We start from the raw sequence: 20086 nt of genomic DNA, 5'->3' as shown, positions 1-20086 counted from the left end.
GGCTTTTTCGTAATGGCAGTAAACAGTCAGGCGCTGATCTTCAGCCCGACCAGCCCGGAAATGATCAACGCCACACTGGCGAGCCTGAACAACGCCATGGATTCACCGAACAGAATGATCCCGGCAATCACTGTCCCGACCGCACCGACACCCGTCCAGATCGCGTAGGCCGTGCCCAGCGGCAATTCCTTCATGGCAAGGCCCAGCAAGCCAAGGCTGATGGCCATGGCGGCAACGGTCAATGCGGTGGGGAGAGGGCGGCTGAAGCCATCGGTGTATTTCAGGCCGACGGCCCAGCCAACTTCGAACAGACCGGCGAAAAACAGAATGATCCAGGACATGAGAGACCTCCATCGATTGACGGGGTCGTCCCCAGATTAATGACTCGATCGAGCCGCGAGGTCGTCCTCGCGTTTTGCAATAGAGTGCCCATCATTAACCCGGGGATCAAGTTTTCGGATCAGCCGGTGGCCTGTTGAGCCGCCACCTCCCGATCTTCTTTCTCGCTCATCCGGCGGAAATAGGTCGAGAGCAGCGAGCCATGATCAGCAGGCCGGATTCAGCAGCCGACCAGGATGACGCCGACAGCGATTTCCGGCGACCTGGCAAAGCCATGGCCTGATCCCTGTTATGTGAAAACGCCACCGAAGCGGTGGCGTTTGAAGGTAACCCAATACCTGTAGAGAGGTTTAGATCCCCTGCGGAGTCTCTTCGCCGCCCAACGCTTCAACCAGCGCCGGCAGGAAGTCGCCGAAGGTCAGCATCATCAGGGTGAAGCTGGCGTCCAGTTGGCCGAGGGCTTCTTCGCCACCGTCCTGTTCCGCCTGGTCTTGCAGCAAGTCTTCGAACTTCAGGCGCTTGACCACCATCTTGTCGTCAAGCACGAAAGACAGCTTGTCTTGCCAGGCCAGCGACAGCTGAGTGACCACTTTGCCGGTGCTCAGGTGCAGCTGGATTTCTTCGCTGGTCAGGTCCTGGCGCTTGCAACGCACGATACCGCCGTCTTCGTGGGTATCACGCAGCTCGCACTCGTCCAGCACGAAGAAATCGTCCGCGGCTTTCTGGGTGGTGACCCATTCAGTCATGGTCGCGGTAGGGGACATCTTCACGGTCAGCGGACGTACCGGCAGTGTGCCGATGACTTCACGCAGGGTGGACAACAGGTCTTCGGCACGTTTCGGGCTGGCCGAGTTGACCAGGATCAGGCCCTGTTTCGGCGCAATGGCAGCGAAAGTCGATGAACGACGAATAAAGGCGCGCGGCAGGAAAGCCTGGATGATTTCATCCTTGATCTGATCGCGTTCCTTTTTGTAGACCTTGCGCATTTGTTCAGCTTCGATCTCTTCGACCTTTTCCTTCACCGCGTCACGCACGACGCTGCCCGGCAGAATGCGTTCTTCTTTGCGGGCGGCGATCAGCAGGAAGTCGCCACTGATGTGCGCCAGCGGAGCATCTTCGCCCTTGCCGAATGGCGCGACGAAACCGTAGGTGGTCAACTCCTGGCTTGCACATGGACGCGCCAGTTTGGTGGCCAGTGCAGTTTCCAACGCCTCGGCATCAAAAGGCAGATCTTGGGTCAGGCGATAGATAAGCAGGTTTTTGAACCACATGGGGCGAGTCTCTCCTTTATACAAAGGGGGGCATTATTCTCTTCGCGGCGCCATAGGCCAACCCTTCTCTAAGCCTTTGGAAGGCCTGAAAAAATTAATATAAAAAGTGCTTGCCAGAGATGTGGTCGCTCCGTAGAATGCGCGCCACACCGAAAGTGAAGGGTGATTAGCTCAGCTGGGAGAGCGTCTGCCTTACAAGCAGAATGTCGGCGGTTCGATCCCGTCATCACCCACCATTCGCTTCCAGTGTTACGCGCAGCGGTAGTTCAGTCGGTTAGAATACCGGCCTGTCACGCCGGGGGTCGCGGGTTCGAGTCCCGTCCGCTGCGCCATATTCGGTTATCTGGAACGCTGAACGCCAGGTCACCACGGAAAAGCCCGCTTAACGCGGGTTTTTTTCTGTCAAAAGTTTGTACGTTGTTCCTGCAGGTCGCGTCGTTTTATGGATTTTCAGATTTTTTTGAAAAATTATTCAATTAAATCAACACATTATGAAAATCTGTGGCACAATGCGCCCCGCAACGAAGGTAAAGGGTGATTAGCTCAGCTGGGAGAGCGTCTGCCTTACAAGCAGAATGTCGGCGGTTCGATCCCGTCATCACCCACCACTTACTTTCAACGCTACGCGCAGCGGTAGTTCAGTCGGTTAGAATACCGGCCTGTCACGCCGGGGGTCGCGGGTTCGAGTCCCGTCCGCTGCGCCATATTCGGTCACCTGGAACGCTGAACGCCAGGTCACTACAGAAAGCCCGCTTGATGCGGGCTTTTTGCTGTCTGGGGTTTGACTTCTGCCGAGACGCAACGAAAGAAAGCGGCCTTCGGGTCGCTTTTTTTCGTTCTGCCTTCTTATCGTTCGGCGTTGCGGCTGTGTCGGTAGTCGCTCACGGCTTCGTACACCGCTTTGCGCAACCGGTTGATGCCGCCAATGGGGCGATGAGCCTCAAGGCCAAACCACGGGTTGAAGGACTTGTTATCGCATTGCACGTTCAGTGCAGGCGTATCGAAGTCCTGGGCGGGTACGTTGATCCGCGCGACGGTCTCGAAGGGTGCGTCACTTTCGCTCCACTCGATACTGGTGTCTTCGATCGGCATGTACTTGCCCGCATCCTGACGCTGGATCTGCAAGACGAAACACGCCGGCACCCGATCGTTCGATAGCTGCTGGTTCAGCGCATTACGCAGGAAGTTCGGCAACTTCTGGTTTTGCGCAGGCAGGGTGTAAGTCGGGCAGCTTGCCGGATCGGGCATGACGCGGAACTTGGCATTGGCTTCGCCGAATTTGTAGGGCGAAACCGAAAAGTAAGTCGTCTGGGTCGGGCTTTGCGGGGCGGGTGAGAGTGTCGCCAGCGCGACAAACAGATGGCGAACCTGCCAGGTCCGTGGATCCCAACCCGGGAAGAACGCCATCACCTTCTTGCCGTCAGCCTGTGCGGCTACATTCTGACGGTACTCGGCGACATCGCTGACGAAGAAATTCGGATGGCTGAACATCACGAAATCCTGTTCGCCACCACTCTGTTGATCATTCAGCAGTTGTTTGCCGGGCACATCGAGCAACTTGATTGCCATGCCCCGTGCATCGCGGATGCTGTCGAACTGCGGGTAGGCATTGCCGTTGGACAGTCGCATCGTCGCTTGCCAGGTTTTGCCCGGTTCGCTGAACACCCCCTGACGCAGTTCGCCCGCCAGATCCGGCAGCACCTGAACCTCGGCCTTCACGCAGCCATGGGCCTTGGCATGGGCGTCGCGCAGATACCGGGTGCTTTCACGATGCTGATCGACGATGCGCACGGCCGTCTGGATGATGTCTTGAGTCATCGCTGATTCGCCATCCGGAATCAGTTCTTCCGCCGAAACCGGGCCGCTGTGCTGCCAGGCGAACCACGCCGTGGCTAACGCCCAGCCGAGCAATCCAAGGCCCAGTGACCACAGCAGGGTTTTGCCGAGAAAGGCGCCAAAACGCATCCAGAGTCTGCTCATGGCAATTGTGCCTCCAAGGGGCCGCCCAACACTTTCAGATACTCCAGCAGCGCCCAGCGCTCTTCTGGTTGCAGCAGGCGACCGATGACGCCGTTGCCACGCTTGCCTGCGCGGAATTCGTGGCCGCTGTTGTGATTGCCGGTGATGCGTGTGTCGAACATGAAGCCATTGGTGAAGGCCTCGGTGCGATAACCCAGGTGCCTGGGGTCGTACTCGAAGGTGCCTTTGTAGAAGGTGGTTGCGCGTTCATCCTGGGGCGAGAGCAACTGATAAATGCTGGGCACCGAACCGTTATGCAGAAACGGTGCGGTCGCCCAGATTCCCGCCAATGGTCGCGCTTTGTAGGCGCGCAATTCGCGCACGCCAATCGGCAGGCCGAAGCCATCCATGTCCGGTCGTTCGGCCGCAGGAATGTTTGCTTCACGGTAGGCCTGGTTTCCGACGAAAGCGGTGATGTAGGCCAATCCTTTAGCCGATGAGAGCTTGCTCAAATCCAGCGGTTCAACGGGCGTCGGCTGCAATTGCACATCCAGTTGCGCCAGCTCTGCCGGGTCCCATTGCAAGGCTGTGAGGTCGAAGCGATGGTCGGCGATGTTATTGGCCGCGCCCGGGTCTGTGCCGATGAACTCTACGGGCAGCATTTTCAAATGTTGCACCCAGCGCCCGTCGCTCTGGAGCGATCGAGGTACATGGCAGCCGGCGCAGTTCTCGGTAAATAATTCGCGACCTTTTGCGGCCTGGGTTTTGTCGATGGCGCCCAGCAGTTCCTCCGGCCAGGCCGGCGGTTTGAGCCGTTGCAGGGTTTGTTCGATCAGGTGCAGATCGCGCAAGCGAACACTGGATGGATAACGCGCGTCTCCTTTAAACGGTTGGCCGTTAGCGTCGAAGAAGTTCAGCGTGGCGCCCACACCCAAGGCCTCACCGATGTTGCGGGCCATCGGTTGCTGCGCCGAACCGTTCCACTGCACCCAGTCGAAGGTCCACATGTCCCACAGTTGCGGATAGTCGACCGGAGCGTTGGCTACACGGTAGTTGGCGGGGGAAATCGCATCACCGAAACTGGCGTTGGCAATGCGCCCGAAAGCGTCGGTGCGGCCGGGGCCTTCTTCGGTGGGATAGAGCCCGCGATGGGTGTCGTTCCAGGCCACCTTCAAGAAGGTGTCGAGAGAGACTTTGAAATCTTTGCGCAGTTGTTGATGCCGGGCATCGTAGTCCTGGCCCAGTACGTTGCGTGCGAAACGTTCGAATTTCCACGGGTTGTAGTAAGTCGACGTCAGACTCGATACTAGCGCTTGTCCGAAACTGCCGCCGCGCAACGTAGGAACGCTGGATGGCAAAACGTGCTGCGCCGAACCGCCATCGATGCGCACGGCCTGGCCGTTAAAGCGCAGTTCGCCGGTGTGGCAGGCGGCGCAGGTGATGTCCAGAAACTCGTCCTGGCTTCCAGGGTTTTGATGACGGGCAAAGCCCACTGGCAGATTGCCGGGGTTATTCGGCGTGGGTCGCTGGCTGGGGTCGATCAGAAAACCGAAGCGGGCGAGGTATTCGGGGGCGGCGAATCGCTGTTGCGAGAACGGCAGTTCGAGGGCCTTGAACCAGTCATAGCGCAAGCCTTTGACCTGAGTACCCTGAGGCGTGAAGTAGTAGGTCTCGCGGTCACTGGCGCTCCATTGCTCCAGGTAATGCACCTGCTGCACAGGTGATAAGGACGGCAGTTTCGGGTTGGCGACATAGTACAGAACCACGGCGAGGCCCAGCCCCAGCAGGACTGCGAGCAGAACAAGCAAGCGAAAGAAGAGGCGCAAGATAAACATCCTTGTCAATTTGAAGCTATCTTATGCCTCAGCGCCTGAGGTGCGGCAAGTGGCCATTACGCCAGATGCTGGGGTTCTGCTATCAGTCTCTGTGGGCGCAAGATGACAGAAGCTTCATCAGTCCATTCCCGAAATGCGTTAAAACACCTGAACTTATCAGAAATTTCCTGCTCTCATGCCGGTAGCCATTGGTCGTGGCCGCCTGATAAGCTCGCGGCTTTATTCGATTGCCCTTTAGGCGCATGAACAAGGAAATAGCATGAAACAGCATCGGTTGGCGGCGGCGGTGGCCCTGGTTAGCCTGGTACTTGCGGGTTGTGATTCGCAGACCAGCGTAGAGCTGAAAACCCCGGCGCAAAAAGCTTCCTACGGGATTGGCCTGAACATGGGCAAGAGCCTGGCTCAGGAAGGCATGGATGATCTGGACTCCAAAGCCGTAGCCCAAGGCATCGAAGATGCCGTCGGCAAGAAAGAACAGAAGCTGAAGGATGACGAACTGGTCGAAGCCTTCGCAGCACTGCAAAAGCGTGCAGAAGAGCGCATGACCAAAATGAGCGAAGAGTCGGCAGCTGCCGGCAAGAAATTCCTCGAAGACAACGCCAAGAAAGCCGGTGTAACCACCACCGCTTCGGGCCTGCAGTATGAAGTGGTCAAGAAAGCCGATGGCGCACAGCCTAAGCCGACCGACGTAGTGACTGTTCACTACACCGGCAAGCTGACCGACGGCACTACCTTCGACAGCTCCGTCGACCGTGGCAGCCCGATCGATCTGCCGGTCAGCGGCGTGATTCCGGGTTGGGTCGAAGGCCTGCAACTGATGCACGTTGGCGAGAAGTACAAACTGTACATCCCTAGCGAACTGGCTTACGGCGCCCAAAGCCCAAGCCCGGCGATTCCAGCCAACTCGGTGCTGGTATTCGACCTGGAACTGCTGGCGATCAAGGATCCAGCAAAACAAGACGCTCCTGCCAAGTAATCAGCGTCTGCTCTAAAAACAACGCCTCGCTTATGCGGGGCGTTGTTGCATCTGGCGTTCAGCAAAGGTAAACAAAGCGAACGGATGCTGTAGGCTGGAGTCATAGCCATTGAGGGCGCTCGTGCTAGCCGCGCCAGAGCGCCAAGTCAATGAAATCTTGGGTTTTTTTATGTGAGTAAAAAACGCCCGATCTGAGTTGGGCCCTTATGAAACGGGGCTTTCAGCCGTGAAAAGCAGCTCTGTTCACAAGGTTATCCACAATTTGTGTGGATAACATTGCAGCGGGAGGAATAATGAAAACACCCTGGAATTTCGCTCGTTTCCTGCCTCTGGCCGGACGCCTGCTCGCGCGTGGACGTTTGCCGACCTTGCTCTTCGCGGTAGCCAGCAAAGGTGCCAGCCAGGGTAATCGGCTGGGCAAGCTCAAGGATGATCTGCGCCTGTTGCAGGCACTCTGCCTGGCTTACTGGCGCGGTGAGTATCGGGCTATCAGCCCCAAAGCGTTGATATCGGTGGTGGCAGGCCTGATGTACTTCCTCAGTCCGCTGGATGCCATTCCGGACTTCATTCCAGTGTTCGGCATGCTCGATGACATCGCGGTGCTGGCCTGGCTGATGAAAGTTCTCGACGATGAGCTCAACGCCTTTCGCGCCTGGCGCAAGCGTCAGTTGCCGGAAAAGCTTGCCGTGGTTGAACGCCTGCCCGATACCCCGGAACAACTTCATCTTCAGGGTCCGAAAAAAAACTGAACTGATTCAGTCTCATCCATAGATACCCCTGCGACCTTGGCCGCTGTTAGGATTACACTTCTAGGGAAAAGTGCCGACTCGCTAAGTGTTGTTGTCCTACGGGGTAGTCATGGATATTCAGATAATTACACGCGAAGGAGAGCCCGAGTATGCGGTTCTGCCATGGGCTCAATATCAGGCTCTACTAAAAGCAGCAGGCATCAATGAACAACCGCCGCGGGTCGCTCCAGAGCGTCCCACGGCAACACCAGACCAGATTCTTCCGGGTCTGGATCAACTACGCAGTTTGCGCGAAGGGAAGGGCATCGCCATCGAGGCGTTGGCCCGCACGGTCGGCATCAGCCCGTCTTATCTGGCCTTGATCGAAAATGGCGAGCGTCTACCCGACGCTGCGATTCGCCGCAGCCTGGCCTGGGAATTGGCGGTGCCAGGGTGGAGGGATGAATCGTGAGCGTACGCATCAGTCGTCAACATTGGGACGGGTTGCTGGGCGAACTGGATCAGGCACGCCGCCAGCGTCATCTTCTGACATACCGGGCGTTGCTTGAACGTTTGCAACTGCCCACACCGGCCATGCAAACCTTGACCGCCGCCCTTGAACATCTGGCCGCGCTGGACGCCAAGGCCGAGCAGCCATTGCGCAGTTCGCTGGTGATCAGCCAGGGCGCCAGCCGCCTCCCGCGCACAGGGTTCTTTGAGTGTGTCGAGCGTCTGGGGCGTTTCTCCGGGCCGTCCGATGGCATTGCCGCAGCGTCCTGGCATGCCTCGGAAGTGGTTCGGGTGTTCGAGTACGAATACCCCGAATCGGCAGAGGCCTGAGTGTTTTTAAAACTCAAGGCGCGGGCTAACTACTGGCTGGCTCGCCGCTTGTTTCACTGGTCATGGTTTGTGCGTCAGCCGCGTGGCTGGAGCTGGCTCGAAGGCCAGTTCGCGCGCATGGCGAACCTGGGTGATGTTGGCGCCCAGAGCTTCTACGGCCACATCCTGACCTTTCGCGGCGTCGGCCTTGGCGCTCGCGAAGAGGGCGTGCGATTGCTGCGCCTGGCGGCGTTGGCGGGGGATGGCAAAGCGGCGTATCAGGTGGGCGTGATTAGTCTGGCGGGGACGCCGAGCAAGGCGCCGGATGCGGTTGAAGCTGCGCGGTTTTGGGAGATGGCCGCCAAAGCAGGACATCCGTTGGCCGAGCTTAAACTGAAAGAGTTGACGTCTCGCGGTTCCGAGGCGCCGCCCTCACTCTGAGTTGAATGATCGTTCCCGCGCAGAGCGTGGGAACGATCAGGATCAGCAATCACTGATGTCCCGCAGCCATCGCTTCCTCGGCTGCTGGCACCGCCAGACTATCAATCACATGCACGCTATATCCCGGCACATTCTTCGCGTGATGCTTGGCCTGCGATGCCATCTCCGCCAACTGGCTTGCATCGAGTTGTCCACAGGCCTGTGGATGTAAATGCACCACGCCGATCGACAGTGACAGCAACGCAAACTCCTGGCGCACACCCTGACGGTTGGGGGCGATGAAGCAGCCGGCTTCCAGATGTTCGCTGCGATAAAAGCGTCGGCATTGGCTCTGGAAGTCGTCCAGCAGTTGGTTCAAGCGTTTGCGCCAGTCTTCCGGGCCGAGCACCAGCAGAAAGTCATCACCGCCGATATGGCCGACAAAGTCGCGGGAAGGGTCGACGCGATCATTCAGGCATTGCGCCAGGCACAGCAGGACTTCGTCTCCACGACCGTAGCCGTAGATGTCGTTGAAGGGTTTGAAACTGTCGATGTCGACGTAGCAGATCACCGATTCCCGTTGCTGTTGCAGCAGTCGCGTCAGGCATTGCTGGATCGGCACGTTGCCCGGCAGCAGGGTCAACGGGTTGGCATAGCGGGCTTGCTGGATCTTCAGTTCGGTAATCAGTTTAAGTACGTCGATCACTCGGCCTAGTCCCAGGTAGCCGCCGTTGAGGGTGATGATGAAGTCTTCTTCGATGCGCTGCCGCGCGCGGCTGGTGATCAGGCGACTGACTTGTTGCAGCGACTGGCTCATCTCAACGGCGAGGAAGTCATCGCTCATCAAGCGACTAATCGGCTTGCGGGCGAACAGATCGGTGGCAAAAGGCTTGAGCAGTGCATCGGAGAGCGAATGCCGGTGGACGATGCCGCAGGGCTGACCTTGCTCGTCGAGTACTGCCAGGGAGTTCAGGTTGGCCTGGCGGCGAAAGGCTTCCAGCACCGTGGCGGTCGGTGTATCGCGATCCACCGCCGGTTGGTCGTTGAGCAAAGCGCTAAGGTCGCTGACTTCATCATTTAATGCCACCGCTGTGCTTTCCCGTTTGGGCATCAGGGCTCGGGCATCACGAGGTGGATGTTCCTGGGGACGGCAGAGCAGATAACCCTGAACCAGGTCCACGCCCATCTCGGTCAATACCGCGAGTTCTTCCGGCAGCTCGATACCTTCTGCGATCACTTGTGCCCGTGAGGCTTTGGCAATTTGCAGGATCGAGCCGACGAATTCGCGCTTGAGGGCGTCCTGGTGAATGCCGTCGATGAAGTGTCGATCAATCTTCACGTAGTCCGGGCGCAATTCTGACCATAGCCGCAAACTCGAATAGCCTGCGCCCAAATCATCCAGAGCAATGGAAAACCCCATCGCTCGATAGTGATGCAGAGCGGTTTGCAGCAGCTCGAAATCGTCGGTCGGGGTCTGTTCAGTCAGTTCGATCACCACCTGACTTGGCGGTATGCCGAAATCCTGCAGCAGTTGCAGGGTGCGACCGGGTTGGTGGGCGGCTTCGAGCAGGGATTCAGGGGAAACGTTGAGGAACAGTTTGCCGGGCAGTTGCTGCTCATTGAAACGTCGGCAGGCGCTTTGACGGCAAGCGATTTCCAGCTCGCTCAGGCGGCCGGCCTGACGGGCGACGGCGAACAATGCGAGGGGAGAGTGCAGCGGACTGTTGGAGGGGCCGCGACTAAGGGCTTCGTAACCGACAATACGTCGCTCAGAAAGGGAAATGATCGGCTGGAACAGACTGTGCAAACCGCTTTGAGTCAGTATGGAACTCAAGGCACTCAGCTGTTCTGTGGTGGTCATGGCTTTCTCTGGCGATAAAAAAAGGACTGGGAGCGCGCTCTTGGATAAAGAGGTGCTCCCAGTCCTTTATTTCACGACAGAATGATGACTGTTTGATGACGCTCCGGGGAGCGTCAGCGTTAAATTGCCATCATCTTGCTCGTAACCACTTAGTGCTTGGCTACCGCGGTATTGAGTTTCAGGTAGTCCAACAGAATTCGCCCGGTCTCGCTCAGATAAGCATCGTCTTCTGGTTTGGTCTTGTCTGGCTCGGCCGCGATCGCGTCTTCGTCTTCTTTCTTCAGCTCTTTGAGCGGTTCTTCACCCTTGGCCTTGCGACGGATGTTTTCCATGACAAGTTGCTTGGCCTCGATATCGGCGTGTTGGGTACGACGATCGGCTTCATTGAGGCTGACGGTTTTTTCCGCCATCAGTTTCTGCGCCAGGGCCAGTTTGTCGCGGATGAACACGAATTCCGCGTCTTTGGCCGAACGTACGTCATGCTCGGATTTGAGCTGCGAAATGTATGGCTTGAACGGGTCGACTGCAGGCTTTATGGCCGCGCGGATGGTGTCCCACGGCATGGCTTCAGGCAGTGCGCTTTCGCCGATTTCCTTGGTGTCGATGATCGACGGGTAATCGATGTCCGGCAATACGCCCTGATGCTGGGTGCTCTGGCCGGAAACCCGGTAGAACTTGGCCAGGGTCAGTTTCAGTTCGCCATGGTTCAGCGGCTGAATGGTCTGCACGGTGCCTTTACCGAAGGTCTGGCCGCCAATGATCAGCGCGCGGTGATAGTCCTGCATGGCGCCGGCAAAAATCTCCGAAGCCGAGGCAGACAAGCGGTTGACCAGCAACGCCATCGGCCCTTTGTAGAAGGCACCCGGGTTTTCATCTTCCAGCACATCGACCCGGCCATCGGCATTACGCACGAGAACGGTCGGACCTTTGTCGATGAACAGGCTGGTCAGCTCGGTGGCTTCCTGCAGGGAACCGCCGCCGTTGTTGCGCAGGTCGATGACCACGCCGTCGACCTTGTCTTTTTGCAACTCGGTCAGGAGTTTCTTGACGTCGCGAGTGGTGCTCTTGTAGTCCGGATCACCAGCACGGAAAGCTTTGAAGTCCAGGTAGAAGGCCGGGATCTCGATGACGCCAAGCTTGTAGTCCTTGCCGTCCTGTTTCAGGTTGAGGACCGACTTCTTCACCGCCTGGTCTTCAAGCTTCACCGCTTCGCGGGTGATCGGGACGACCTTGCTGGTCTGGTCGTTCGGCGCATTGCTGGCCGGGATCACTTCCAGGCGCACCACGGTGCCTTTCGGCCCACGGATCAACTTGACCACTTCGTCCAGGCGCCAGCCGACCACGTCGACCATCTCTTTGTTGCCCTGGGCAACGCCGATGATCTTGTCGGCAGGGGCAACCATTTTGGTCTTGTCGGCCGGACCGGCAGGCACCAGACGCACGACTTTCACCTGGTCGTTGTCGCTCTGCAACACGGCGCCAATGCCCTCGAGGGACAGACTCATGTTGATGTCGAAATTCTCCGCGTTATCCGGTGACAGATAGTTGGTGTGCGGGTCGTAGGACATGGCGAAGGTATTGATGTACGCCTGGAAGATGTCTTCCGGACGGGTCTGGTCCAGGCGCGCCAGTTGATTCTTGTAACGCTTGGTCAGGGTTTCCTGAATCTGCTTGGAGTCCTTGCCCGCGATCTTCTGCCGCAAGACTTCGTCCTTGACGCGTTTGCGCCACAGGTCGTCGAGCTCTGCGGTGTTCTTGAGCCAAGGGGCGTCCTTGCGATCGATCAGCAAGGTTTCCCTGGCGGTGAAGTCGATCTTGTCGACGCCTTTGTTCAGCTCGGCAAGGGCGAAGTCCAGGCGCGCCTTGACGCGGTCCAGGTAGCGCTTGTAGATGGTGAACCCGGCGTTCAGGTCGCCGCTTTTGAGGAAGTCGTCAAACTGGGTTTTCCACTTGTCGAATTCGGCAATGTCGCTGGCCATGAAATAGCTGCGCGACGGGTCCAGCAGCTTGAGATAGCTGTCATAGATGATCACGGAGCGCGCGTCATCGAGCGGCGGCTTGCTGTAGTGATGGCGCTTGAGCAACTCGACGACGTTCAGGCTGGCGATCACTTCGTCACGATCAGGCTGAAGCTTGTCCCAGCTATTGGCTGCAAACGAATGGCTCGACATCGGCAGCAGACCGATACCAATGAATAGGGCTAGGGCGGTGCTGGGGAAAAAATGCTTCATGCTGATTCGACGCGGGGACAATTGATCACGCATATTAGGCCGTCTTTGAAGTCGCCGGTACCACTAGGCTCTGTACGAAAACTGCCTGCTAGCTTTCGTATAGGCCCCAGGGCCGGTCGCATAATGCAAGAAAGCCCGGCGCTACAGCTACGGGCTCAGTCCAGACTCACTATGGAGGCACTGTGAAAGCATTGCAAGGCGTTGAAGGTCGAGTGGAGTGGCTTGAAGAGCCCAGTCCTACATGCGATGTAGGACAAGTTCGGATTCGAGTGGCGGCTGCGGGTCTCAATCGCGCCGATTTGTTACAGAAGGCGGGTCTTTATCCGCCACCGCCGGGAGCCAGTCAGGTACTGGGTCTTGAGTGTTCGGGGGTAATCAGCGAGGTGGGGCCGGGCTCGTCCTGGCAGGTCGGGGATCGGGTTTGCGCCTTGCTGGCCGGGGGCGGGATGGCCGAGGAGGTAGTTGTCGACGGACGGCATGTGTTGCCGGTTCCCGAAGGATTGTCCCTGGCTGAGGCGGCAGCGCTGCCAGAAGTGTATGCGACCGTTTGGCTGAATTTGTTTCAACTGGCTGCGCTCAAGCCGGGTGAGAAAGTTCTGCTGCACGCCGGAGCAAGTGGAATCGGTTCAGCTGCCATTCAGCTGTGCAAGGCGTTTGGTAACCCGTGCTGGGTCAGCGTCGGTTCCGCCGAGCGTTTGGCGTACTGCGAAGCGCTGGGAGCCCAAGGTGGGGTCGTGCGCAACGGGGATCTGGACAGCTTGAGCGACCTGGGGCCGTTCGATGTGATTCTGGACCCGGTGGGCGGCAACTACGCCGCGCTGAATCTGAAACTGATGGCGCTCGATGGTCGATGGGTGCTGATCGGCCTGATGGGCGGTCGTGAGGCGCAGCTCGATCTGGCGCAGGTGCTGGCCAAGCGTGTGCAACTGCTGGGTTCGACTTTGCGCAGTCGCGACGAACAATTCAAGGCGGATCTGTTCAGCGATCTCAGCCAGCATGTCTGGCCGTTGTTTGCTGAAGGGCGTTTAAGCCCGCAATTGGCCAAGACCTTCCCGATCAAGGACGCCGAAGCGGCGTTTGCGGAGTTGGCGACTAATAAGGTGTCGGGAAAGTTGGTGTTGGTGATCGACGAAAGCCTGACCTGACGACAGTGAACCTGTGGGAGCGAGCCTGCTCGCGATGAACGATAACGCGGTCTTGCAGGTAAACCGCGTCGCCTGAATCGCGAGCAGGCTCGCTCCCACAGGGGCCGAATTACTTCCAGAGGTGGATTGGCCAGCCGGCTTTTTCTGCGTGTTCAAGCAGCACCGGATCCGGGTTTACCACGTGTGGGAAATCCACCTTCAGCAGCAACGGCAAATCATTGCGTGAGTCGGAGTAGAAACTGGCGCCCTCGAGGTTTTCCTCTTCCGCATCCAGCCACTCCAGCAAACGCGTGATCTTGCCTTCGCGGTAGGTCAGTGTGCCAACGGTGTTGCCGCTATACACCCCGTGTGCAACTTCCAGCTCGATGCCGAGAATCTCGTCAATGCCCAAACGATCGGCAATCGGCCTCACCAGATGTGTGCCCGACGCCGAAATCACCAAAATCCGGTCGCCGGCCTTGCGGTGGGCGGCAATGGCTTTGGTGGCGTCACTGAAAATGATCGGCTCGATGAAGTCTTCCACCCAGGGCCCTACCAAATGGTCGACCTCTTCGGGTGTGCGCCCGATCATCGGCTCCAGACTGAAGGTCATGTACTCCTCCATCCGTAGTTTGCCGTGGCTGTAGGCGTCCATCAGTTCATTGTTCTGACGCATGAACGACTCGGGATCGACCCAACCCAGGCGGCCCATTTGCTCGCTCCAGAGGGTGGCGCAGTCGCCGTGGATCAGGGTTTCGTCCAAATCAAAAATTGCCAGGGCCATCAGTGCGGTTCTCTCTTCAACATCAGCAAAGTCATCAGGCTACCTCACACAGGGCCGTCGGATCGATTGAAAGCGCCAGACGCTGACCATCGGGATGCAGATCGGCCGCCGAGCGGTTCAGCACATCAACCACCAATTCCACGCCCCGGGCTTCGACCCGGTAGCGAATCACGTTGCCCAACAGGCTGTGGCTGCGGATCTGCGCGTCGAGTTCGCCGTTCAGACTCAGTTCGATGGCTTCCGGGCGAATCGCGATGCGGTGGGTAATCGGTCGCTGCAGCAGTTTGGTGGCGCTGTCCGCGTCCAGCAGGTTGTAGTTGCCGATGAAACCAGCGGCAAAGAAGTCGATGGGTGCAGTGTAAAGGGTCTGGGCATCGCCGCTCTGTACGATCTTTCCCTGATTCATCAAGAAAATCCGGTCGGACATAGTCAGGGCTTCTTCCTGATCGTGAGTGACGAAGATCGTGGTCAAGCCGAGTTCGCGCTGGATCTGACGGATCTGTTCGCGCAGGTGCTTGCGAATCCGCGCATCCAGGGCCGACAGCGGCTCATCCAGCAACAACAGACGAGGCCGGGTCACCAACGAGCGGGCGAGGGCGACTCGCTGGCATTGGCCGCCGGACAGTTGATGCGGATAACGCGCGGCGAAGTCATTGAGCTCGACCAGTTTCAATACTTCGGCAACACGCTTATGGCTATCGTCGGCATTGACCTTCTGCATGCGCAAACCAAAGGCGACGTTCTGCTCAACCGTCATGTTCGGAAACAGTGCGTAGCTCTGGAACACCATGCCGATCCCGCGTTTCTGCGGGCTCAACGGCACGAGGTCCCGGCCATCGAGCAGGATTTGGCCGCCATCCACCGACGTCAGCCCGGCGATGCAACGTAGCAGGGTGGACTTGCCGCAACCGGACGGGCCGAGGAGAGTGACGAACTCGCCCTTATGGATTTCACAGTTGATGTCGCTGAATACAGGGGTGCCTGAATAGTTTTTTTGCAGGTGTTGGACGCTGACATAGCTCATTCGCTTTTGTCCTTGTTCAAGATATTGGCAGCCCAGGTCAGAACCAGCACAAAGAGGAAGTAGGAAATCACCACCGCGCTGGTGAAGTGGCCACTGCTGTTACGCATGTTGTTGAGGTAGACCTGCAGGGTTTCGTAGCGGGTCCCGACGAGGATGTTGGCGAACACGAACTCACCGAACAGGAACGAAAACGACAGCAGCAACGCCACCATCAAACCTTTGCGCAGGTTTGGCAGCACCACCAGGAACGCCGCTTGCCAGGTGCTGGCACCGAGCAGTTGGGCGGAGTCCATCAGGTCTCGCAGGTTGATCGCTTGCAGGTTGTTGGTGATTGCCCGGTACATGAACGGCAGCGCCACGGTGAAATAGCAACCGATCAGAATCCACGGCGTCCCGACCATCGCGAACGGCCCGGAACCGTAGAGCTGCAACAGACCCACCGACGACACCACCGGCGGAACCGCGAAGGGCAGCAGGATCAGGATGTTCATCAGCGCATCGAGTTTCGGGAAGTGGTAATGCACCACAAACAGCAACGGCAGAATCAGCACCACCGACAGAATCAGCGCGCCGACGCAGACCAGCAGGGATTGGCCGAACGAATGGAGAAACCGCGGATCGCTCCACAGCTCCACGTACCATTTAACGGTGAAGCCGCTGGGCATAATGGTCGCCGACCAACTGCTGGAGATCGAGTAGATCAGCGTCCCGAGCAACGGCAGCAACAGTATGCCAAACAGCAAATACACCACCACCCGGTGGTAGATGCCGACGGGGCCCAGTTCAGCGCGAGACATGGTAGCTCCTCTTCAACAGCAGCTGATGCACGATGGTCACCAGGGTCATCAACGCAACGAGCACCACAGCCAGGGCACTGGCGAGGTTCGGGTCAAGGGAAATGTCGCCGGAAACCATCGCCGCAATACGGATTGTCAGCACGTTGAAGTTGCCGGTGGTCAGGGCATACACCGTGGCGTACGCGCCCAGGGCGTTGGCCAGCAGGATCACAAACGTACCGAGCAGCGCCGGGGTCAGCACGGGCAAACCGATGTACCGCCAGTACTGCCAGCCGTTGGCGCCGAGCAGCGCGGCGGATTCACGCCAGTCTTCGCGCAGGGCATCAAAGGCCGGGTAGAGCAGCAGAACGCCGAGCGGAATCTGGAAGTAGGTGTAGAGAATGATCAGCCCGGTTTTCGAATACAGGTTGAAGTCCTGAATGATCCCGGCCTGCTTGAGCATGATGGTGAAGCTGCCGTTGAAACCCAGCAGAATGACGAACGCAAAGGCCAAGGGCACGCCGGAAAAGTTGCTGGTCATGTTGGCAAAGGCGTTGACGAAGTTGCGCAGCTTCGAGTCGACCCGGCGCAGGGAGTAGGCGCCGAGTACCGCGATGATGATCCCGAACACGCTGGACCAGAAACTGATCTCGAGGCTTAACTGGATCGCCTGCAGATAGAACTTCGAATTGAAGATCCTGGTGAAGTTGGCAATGCCCCAGCCGAACTCTTCCGATTGCAGGCTGTTGATCATCACCCAGGACAGCGGCGCGATCTGGAACACGATAAAGAACAGTGCAAAAGGCACCAGACACAAGGCTGCCAGCCATTTTCCGCGCGTCATGGTGTTCACTTGAGCAGCTCCCGGCACACAGGTTTGTCGTGGGCCACACCCAGCAGTTCGCAGACGGTGCCGCAGATTTCAGTCTGTTTCGGTGCGGCGTTGGCATTGAAGCTGAAAGCGTCGCCGAGTACGAACAGCGGTACTTCGCGTTCTTCCGGCAGCAGGCCGTTATGGGAGCGGTCGTTGTTCATGCCATGGTCGGCGGTCACCAGCACCTGATACCCGGCGTCGAGCCAGGTGTGCAGGTAGTCGGCCAGAATAATGTCGGCCGAGCGGGCGCTGTTGCGGTATTGCGGGGTGTCGAGGCCGTGCTTGTGCCCGGCGTCGTCGATGTTCATGGGGTGGACCAGTAAAAAGTTCGGCGCGTGACGCAGGCGCAGGTTCTCGGCGTCGGCGAACAGGTGCGAGTCCGGGTAGTGATCGCTCCAGTAAAAATGACCGTGCTGGATTGGCAGGTCCGGGTAGTCGGTGTGACGATCCCGCACGGCCACAAACGGCGAACGGTTATACAACTCACTGACCCAGTGATAGGCCGCGGCCGCGGTTACAAGGCCGGCATCGCTGGCGTAGTGATAGATGCTGCGCTGGTTGGACAGGCGCGAGACATTGTTGTGAACAATGCCGCTGTCGATCGGCGTGACGCCGGTCAGGATGCACTCGTAAAGCGGACGGGACAGGGCCGGCAGTTCGCACTCCAGTTTGTAGAGCGCCGCGCGTCCTGCGCCAACGTAAGCCTGCAGGTGCCCCATGGCGTGATGGGCGACCTCGTAATTGAGGCCGTCGAGCACGACAAGAATGACGTTGTGCTTCATAGGGGCTGGAACTCCGCTAAACAGAAATTCGAAACACCTGTAGGAGCAAAGTTTGCTCGCGATGCAGGCACCCCGGTCTGTCTGGTGACCGAGGTGAAGCCATCGCGGGCAAGCCTTGCTCCTACGAGGGTTGCATCATTGCTTCATATTGACGATGACTTCTTCGTTCCACTTCTGAGGAAGGGCTTTGGAGGTCTTTTCCCATGCGTCGGCGTCTTTGATCGGCGTGACCTTTTTGTACTGCTCGTTAGGCAGCAACTGGGCCTGAACCTCAGGCGGCAGTGTCAGATGCTCGGCGCGGATCGGACGGGCGTTACCGCGTGCCAGATTGATCTGGCCGGCGTCGCTGAAGATGTATTCGCGGGCCAGTTTGGCGGCATTCGGGTGCTTGGCGTACTTGTTGATGATGGTGGTGTAACCGGAAATCACCGAACCATCAGACGGGATCAGCACAGTGTAGTCATCCGGATTAGCCATTTTGGCCTTGTAGCTCAGACCGTTGAAGTCCCAGACCACACCGACTTCGATTTCACCCTTTTCCATAGTGGCAATTGTCGGGTTGGCCATCGACAGGCGGCCTTGCTTGGCGATCTCGGAAAACAGATCCAGCGCTGGCTGGAGGTTTTTCTCATTGCCGCCGTTGGCGAGCGCGGCAGCCAGAACACCGTTGGCGGCTTGGGCCGCGGTGCTCACATCACCGATGGACACTTTGTATTTGCCGTCCTTGAGGTCAGCCCATTTGGTCGGAGCGTCGGAGCCGTGCAGCAACTTTTTGTTGACGATGAACGCGATGGTGCCGGTGTAGGCCAGCGCCCAATTGCCATCCTTGTCCTTTGCCCAGCTCGGGATCTGATCCCAGGTGCTTGGCTTGTAGGGTTGTACAACGCCTTGCTTCACTGCGATCGGACCGAACGCTGCACCGACATCACCGATATCGGCAGTGGCGTTGTCTTTTTCAGCGGCGAACTTGGCGATTTCCTGGGCCGAGCTCATGTCGGTGTCGATGTGTTTCAGGCCGTAGTTCTTGGCCAGGTCGTCCCAGGTGCCTTTCCAGTTGGCCCAGTTGTCGGGCATGCCGACACTGTTGACCTCACCTTCCGCTTTCGCCGCGGCTTCCAGGGTTTTCAAATCGGTATCAGCCGCCATCGCGGCGGTGCACATGGCAATGGTCGAGCCTAACAGTGAGGCCAGGAAAAGCTGTTTCATCCGAAGCTCCTTTGGGCGTTTTCAACGCTGCGATTGCGGTTGTGTTGGTCTAGGTCAGCAATACCTGAGCCAATTTAGGCGCCTCTGATGACATTTTGATGTCGACGACTGGTCGGCCTATATTTTTTGAGCGGCAATGCTCAGGCTTCGGAGTAAGCGTAGACCATGGCTAATAGGCTGATATAAAAGGACTTGGCCGTGAAATTGCAGGTGTCTGGATCAACCGTTCGGCAGCTTTGTCATCTGTCAGTCATGTGCAGTGCCTAGGCTTGTCGGGAGTTGAGGGAACCGATTTGAATCGCGGTTCCGCCCCGAAATAGTGCTGGTCTAGTCCAGATAGGTAACGTTGATGCGCATCGAGACAACTAAAGCGGTGACAGCCATCGGGCAGGTGCTGCAGGAACAGCTCGACCATGGCCTGTTGGCGCCCGGGAGCAAACTGCCGGCCGAGCGCAAGCTCAGTGAGTTGTTCGGGACCACGCGGATCACCGTGCGTGAAGCGTTGTTGCAACTGGAAGCCCAGGGGCAGATTTATCGGGAGGAGCGCCGTGGCTGGTTCGTGTCGCCACCGCGCCTGGCCTACAACCTGATGCAGCGCAGTCACTTTCACGCGATGGTCAGTGCGCAGGGGCGGGTGCCGTCCACCGAGGTGATTTCCGCGCGGTTGCAACCGGCGTCGGCGGCGGTCTGTGCCTGGTTGCAGTTGCCGGCATTGTCCAGCGTGATTCAGATTTGCCGGGCACGGCGGATTGATGAGCGGCTGGTGTTGTACGTGGAGCACTATTTGAATCCGCAGTTTTTTCCGGGGATTCTGGATTTCGATCTGAATCAGTCGATTACCGAGCTGTACGCGCGCCATTACGATTTGCACTACGGGCGGGTGCGTTTCGAGATTGTGCCGACGGCATTGTCGGTGGATGCGGCGGCGGCTTTACGGGTGTCGGTGGGGAGTCCGGGGTTGCGCATCGCTCGGGTCAACTACGATCAGCATGAGCGGTTGATTGATTGTGATCTGGAGTTTTGGCGGCACGATGCGATTCATGTCGGGGTCGATGTTGTCTGAGCCTGGCCGCCACA

The 20086-nt window shown here is 58.2% G+C and carries 19 protein-coding genes and 4 tRNA genes; 11 read left to right on the top strand and 12 right to left on the bottom strand.

All coding sequences use genetic code 11. The features are described 5' to 3' along the window. Window positions 1–26: 26 nt before the first annotated feature. Complete coding sequence (gene sugE / locus ACYZUA_RS23525) at window positions 27–341, bottom strand: quaternary ammonium compound efflux SMR transporter SugE (RefSeq protein WP_008151200.1); 315 nt, start codon at window positions 339–341, stop codon at window positions 27–29. Between the two features lie 348 nt (window positions 342–689). Then, window positions 690–1610: a recombination-associated protein RdgC gene (rdgC, locus tag ACYZUA_RS23520; protein ID WP_046056543.1), complete on the bottom strand. Its 921-nt coding sequence runs from the start codon at window positions 1608–1610 to the stop codon at window positions 690–692. A 160-nt stretch (window positions 1611–1770) separates the two neighbouring features. On the opposite strand from rdgC, the gene ACYZUA_RS23515 reads away from it, so the two are divergent. The 4 genes from ACYZUA_RS23515 to ACYZUA_RS23500 all read left to right on the top strand — a co-directional run bounded on the left by ACYZUA_RS23515 (window position 1771) and on the right by ACYZUA_RS23500 (window position 2314). Then, window positions 1771–1846: transfer RNA gene (locus ACYZUA_RS23515), tRNA-Val, on the top strand. A gap of 19 nt (window positions 1847–1865) precedes the next feature. Beyond that, window positions 1866–1942 (top strand) — tRNA-Asp (locus ACYZUA_RS23510). 200 nt (window positions 1943–2142) lie between these two features. Then, window positions 2143–2218, top strand: a tRNA-Val gene (locus ACYZUA_RS23505). 19 nt (window positions 2219–2237) lie between these two features. Beyond that, window positions 2238–2314: transfer RNA gene (locus tag ACYZUA_RS23500), tRNA-Asp, on the top strand. A gap of 142 nt (window positions 2315–2456) precedes the next feature. On the opposite strand, the gene ACYZUA_RS23495 is transcribed toward ACYZUA_RS23500, so the two are convergent. Together ACYZUA_RS23495 and ACYZUA_RS23490 are read right to left on the bottom strand one after the other, a co-directional pair. Beyond that, entirely contained in the window at window positions 2457–3590 is a 1134-nt protein-coding gene (locus tag ACYZUA_RS23495; protein ID WP_461960810.1) for a catalase family protein, read from the bottom strand. Further along, complete coding sequence (locus ACYZUA_RS23490) at window positions 3587–5395, bottom strand: di-heme-cytochrome C peroxidase (protein ID WP_461960809.1); 1809 nt, start codon at window positions 5393–5395, stop codon at window positions 3587–3589. The genes ACYZUA_RS23495 and ACYZUA_RS23490 overlap by 4 nt, the downstream gene beginning before the upstream one ends. A 268-nt stretch (window positions 5396–5663) precedes the next feature. On the opposite strand from ACYZUA_RS23490, the gene ACYZUA_RS23485 reads away from it, so the two are divergent. The 5 genes from ACYZUA_RS23485 to ACYZUA_RS23465 all read left to right on the top strand — a co-directional run bounded on the left by ACYZUA_RS23485 (window position 5664) and on the right by ACYZUA_RS23465 (window position 8368). Next, the gene (locus ACYZUA_RS23485; RefSeq protein WP_461960808.1) at window positions 5664–6380 is read left to right on the top strand and encodes an FKBP-type peptidyl-prolyl cis-trans isomerase; all 717 of its coding nucleotides are present in this window, start codon (window positions 5664–5666) and stop codon (window positions 6378–6380) included. A gap of 293 nt (window positions 6381–6673) precedes the next feature. After that, on the top strand, window positions 6674–7129 hold the full coding sequence (locus ACYZUA_RS23480) for a YkvA family protein (protein ID WP_461960807.1): 456 nt from the start codon (window positions 6674–6676) through the stop codon (window positions 7127–7129). 109 nt (window positions 7130–7238) lie between these two features. Further along, on the top strand, window positions 7239–7580 hold the full coding sequence (locus ACYZUA_RS23475) for a helix-turn-helix domain-containing protein (protein ID WP_461960806.1): 342 nt from the start codon (window positions 7239–7241) through the stop codon (window positions 7578–7580). Continuing rightward, window positions 7577–7948, top strand: coding sequence for a hypothetical protein (locus ACYZUA_RS23470; protein ID WP_059401930.1), 372 nt, complete (start codon window positions 7577–7579; stop codon window positions 7946–7948). The genes ACYZUA_RS23475 and ACYZUA_RS23470 overlap by 4 nt, the downstream gene beginning before the upstream one ends. Continuing rightward, the gene (locus tag ACYZUA_RS23465; protein ID WP_461960805.1) at window positions 7949–8368 is read left to right on the top strand and encodes an SEL1-like repeat protein; all 420 of its coding nucleotides are present in this window, start codon (window positions 7949–7951) and stop codon (window positions 8366–8368) included. A 49-nt stretch (window positions 8369–8417) separates the two neighbouring features. Here ACYZUA_RS23465 and ACYZUA_RS23460 read toward each other — a convergent pair whose 3' ends face one another. Both ACYZUA_RS23460 and ACYZUA_RS23455 read right to left on the bottom strand, forming a co-directional pair. Further along, on the bottom strand, window positions 8418–10208 hold the full coding sequence (locus ACYZUA_RS23460; protein WP_461960804.1) for a bifunctional diguanylate cyclase/phosphodiesterase: 1791 nt from the start codon (window positions 10206–10208) through the stop codon (window positions 8418–8420). Window positions 10209–10357: 149 nt separating this feature from the next. Continuing rightward, window positions 10358–12439, bottom strand: a complete 2082-nt coding sequence (locus ACYZUA_RS23455; protein WP_461960803.1) for a carboxy terminal-processing peptidase — start codon at window positions 12437–12439, stop codon at window positions 10358–10360. Window positions 12440–12621: 182 nt separating this feature from the next. Between ACYZUA_RS23455 and ACYZUA_RS23450 the strand changes: the two genes are divergently transcribed. Then, window positions 12622–13584, top strand: a complete 963-nt coding sequence (locus tag ACYZUA_RS23450; protein ID WP_461960802.1) for a zinc-binding dehydrogenase — start codon at window positions 12622–12624, stop codon at window positions 13582–13584. A gap of 109 nt (window positions 13585–13693) precedes the next feature. Here ACYZUA_RS23450 and ACYZUA_RS23445 read toward each other — a convergent pair whose 3' ends face one another. The 6 genes from ACYZUA_RS23445 to ACYZUA_RS23420 form a co-directional block, all read right to left on the bottom strand. After that, entirely contained in the window at window positions 13694–14347 is a 654-nt protein-coding gene (locus ACYZUA_RS23445) for an HAD family hydrolase (protein WP_008145849.1), read from the bottom strand. Between the two features lie 34 nt (window positions 14348–14381). Beyond that, on the bottom strand, window positions 14382–15371 hold the full coding sequence (locus ACYZUA_RS23440) for an ABC transporter ATP-binding protein (protein WP_461960801.1): 990 nt from the start codon (window positions 15369–15371) through the stop codon (window positions 14382–14384). After that, a complete protein-coding gene (locus ACYZUA_RS23435; protein ID WP_461960800.1) occupies window positions 15368–16168 on the bottom strand; it encodes an ABC transporter permease in 801 nt (266 codons plus the stop codon). The genes ACYZUA_RS23440 and ACYZUA_RS23435 overlap by 4 nt, the downstream gene beginning before the upstream one ends. After that, the gene (locus tag ACYZUA_RS23430) at window positions 16155–16991 is read right to left on the bottom strand and encodes an ABC transporter permease (protein WP_461964097.1); all 837 of its coding nucleotides are present in this window, start codon (window positions 16989–16991) and stop codon (window positions 16155–16157) included. The genes ACYZUA_RS23435 and ACYZUA_RS23430 overlap by 14 nt, the downstream gene beginning before the upstream one ends. A gap of 5 nt (window positions 16992–16996) precedes the next feature. Beyond that, window positions 16997–17803, bottom strand: coding sequence for an alkaline phosphatase family protein (locus ACYZUA_RS23425; protein WP_461960799.1), 807 nt, complete (start codon window positions 17801–17803; stop codon window positions 16997–16999). Window positions 17804–17938: 135 nt separating this feature from the next. Next, a complete protein-coding gene (locus ACYZUA_RS23420) occupies window positions 17939–19009 on the bottom strand; it encodes an ABC transporter substrate-binding protein (RefSeq protein ID WP_461960798.1) in 1071 nt (356 codons plus the stop codon). A gap of 349 nt (window positions 19010–19358) precedes the next feature. On the opposite strand from ACYZUA_RS23420, the gene ACYZUA_RS23415 reads away from it, so the two are divergent. Continuing rightward, window positions 19359–20072, top strand: a complete 714-nt coding sequence (locus ACYZUA_RS23415; RefSeq protein WP_008145862.1) for a UTRA domain-containing protein — start codon at window positions 19359–19361, stop codon at window positions 20070–20072. Window positions 20073–20086: the final 14 nt, after the last annotated feature.

The sequence above is a fragment of the Pseudomonas sp. LS2P72 genome (assembly GCF_054897865.1).
The sequence above is the reverse complement of the archived record's forward strand: the minus strand, read 5'-3'. Positions and strand labels throughout refer to the sequence as shown.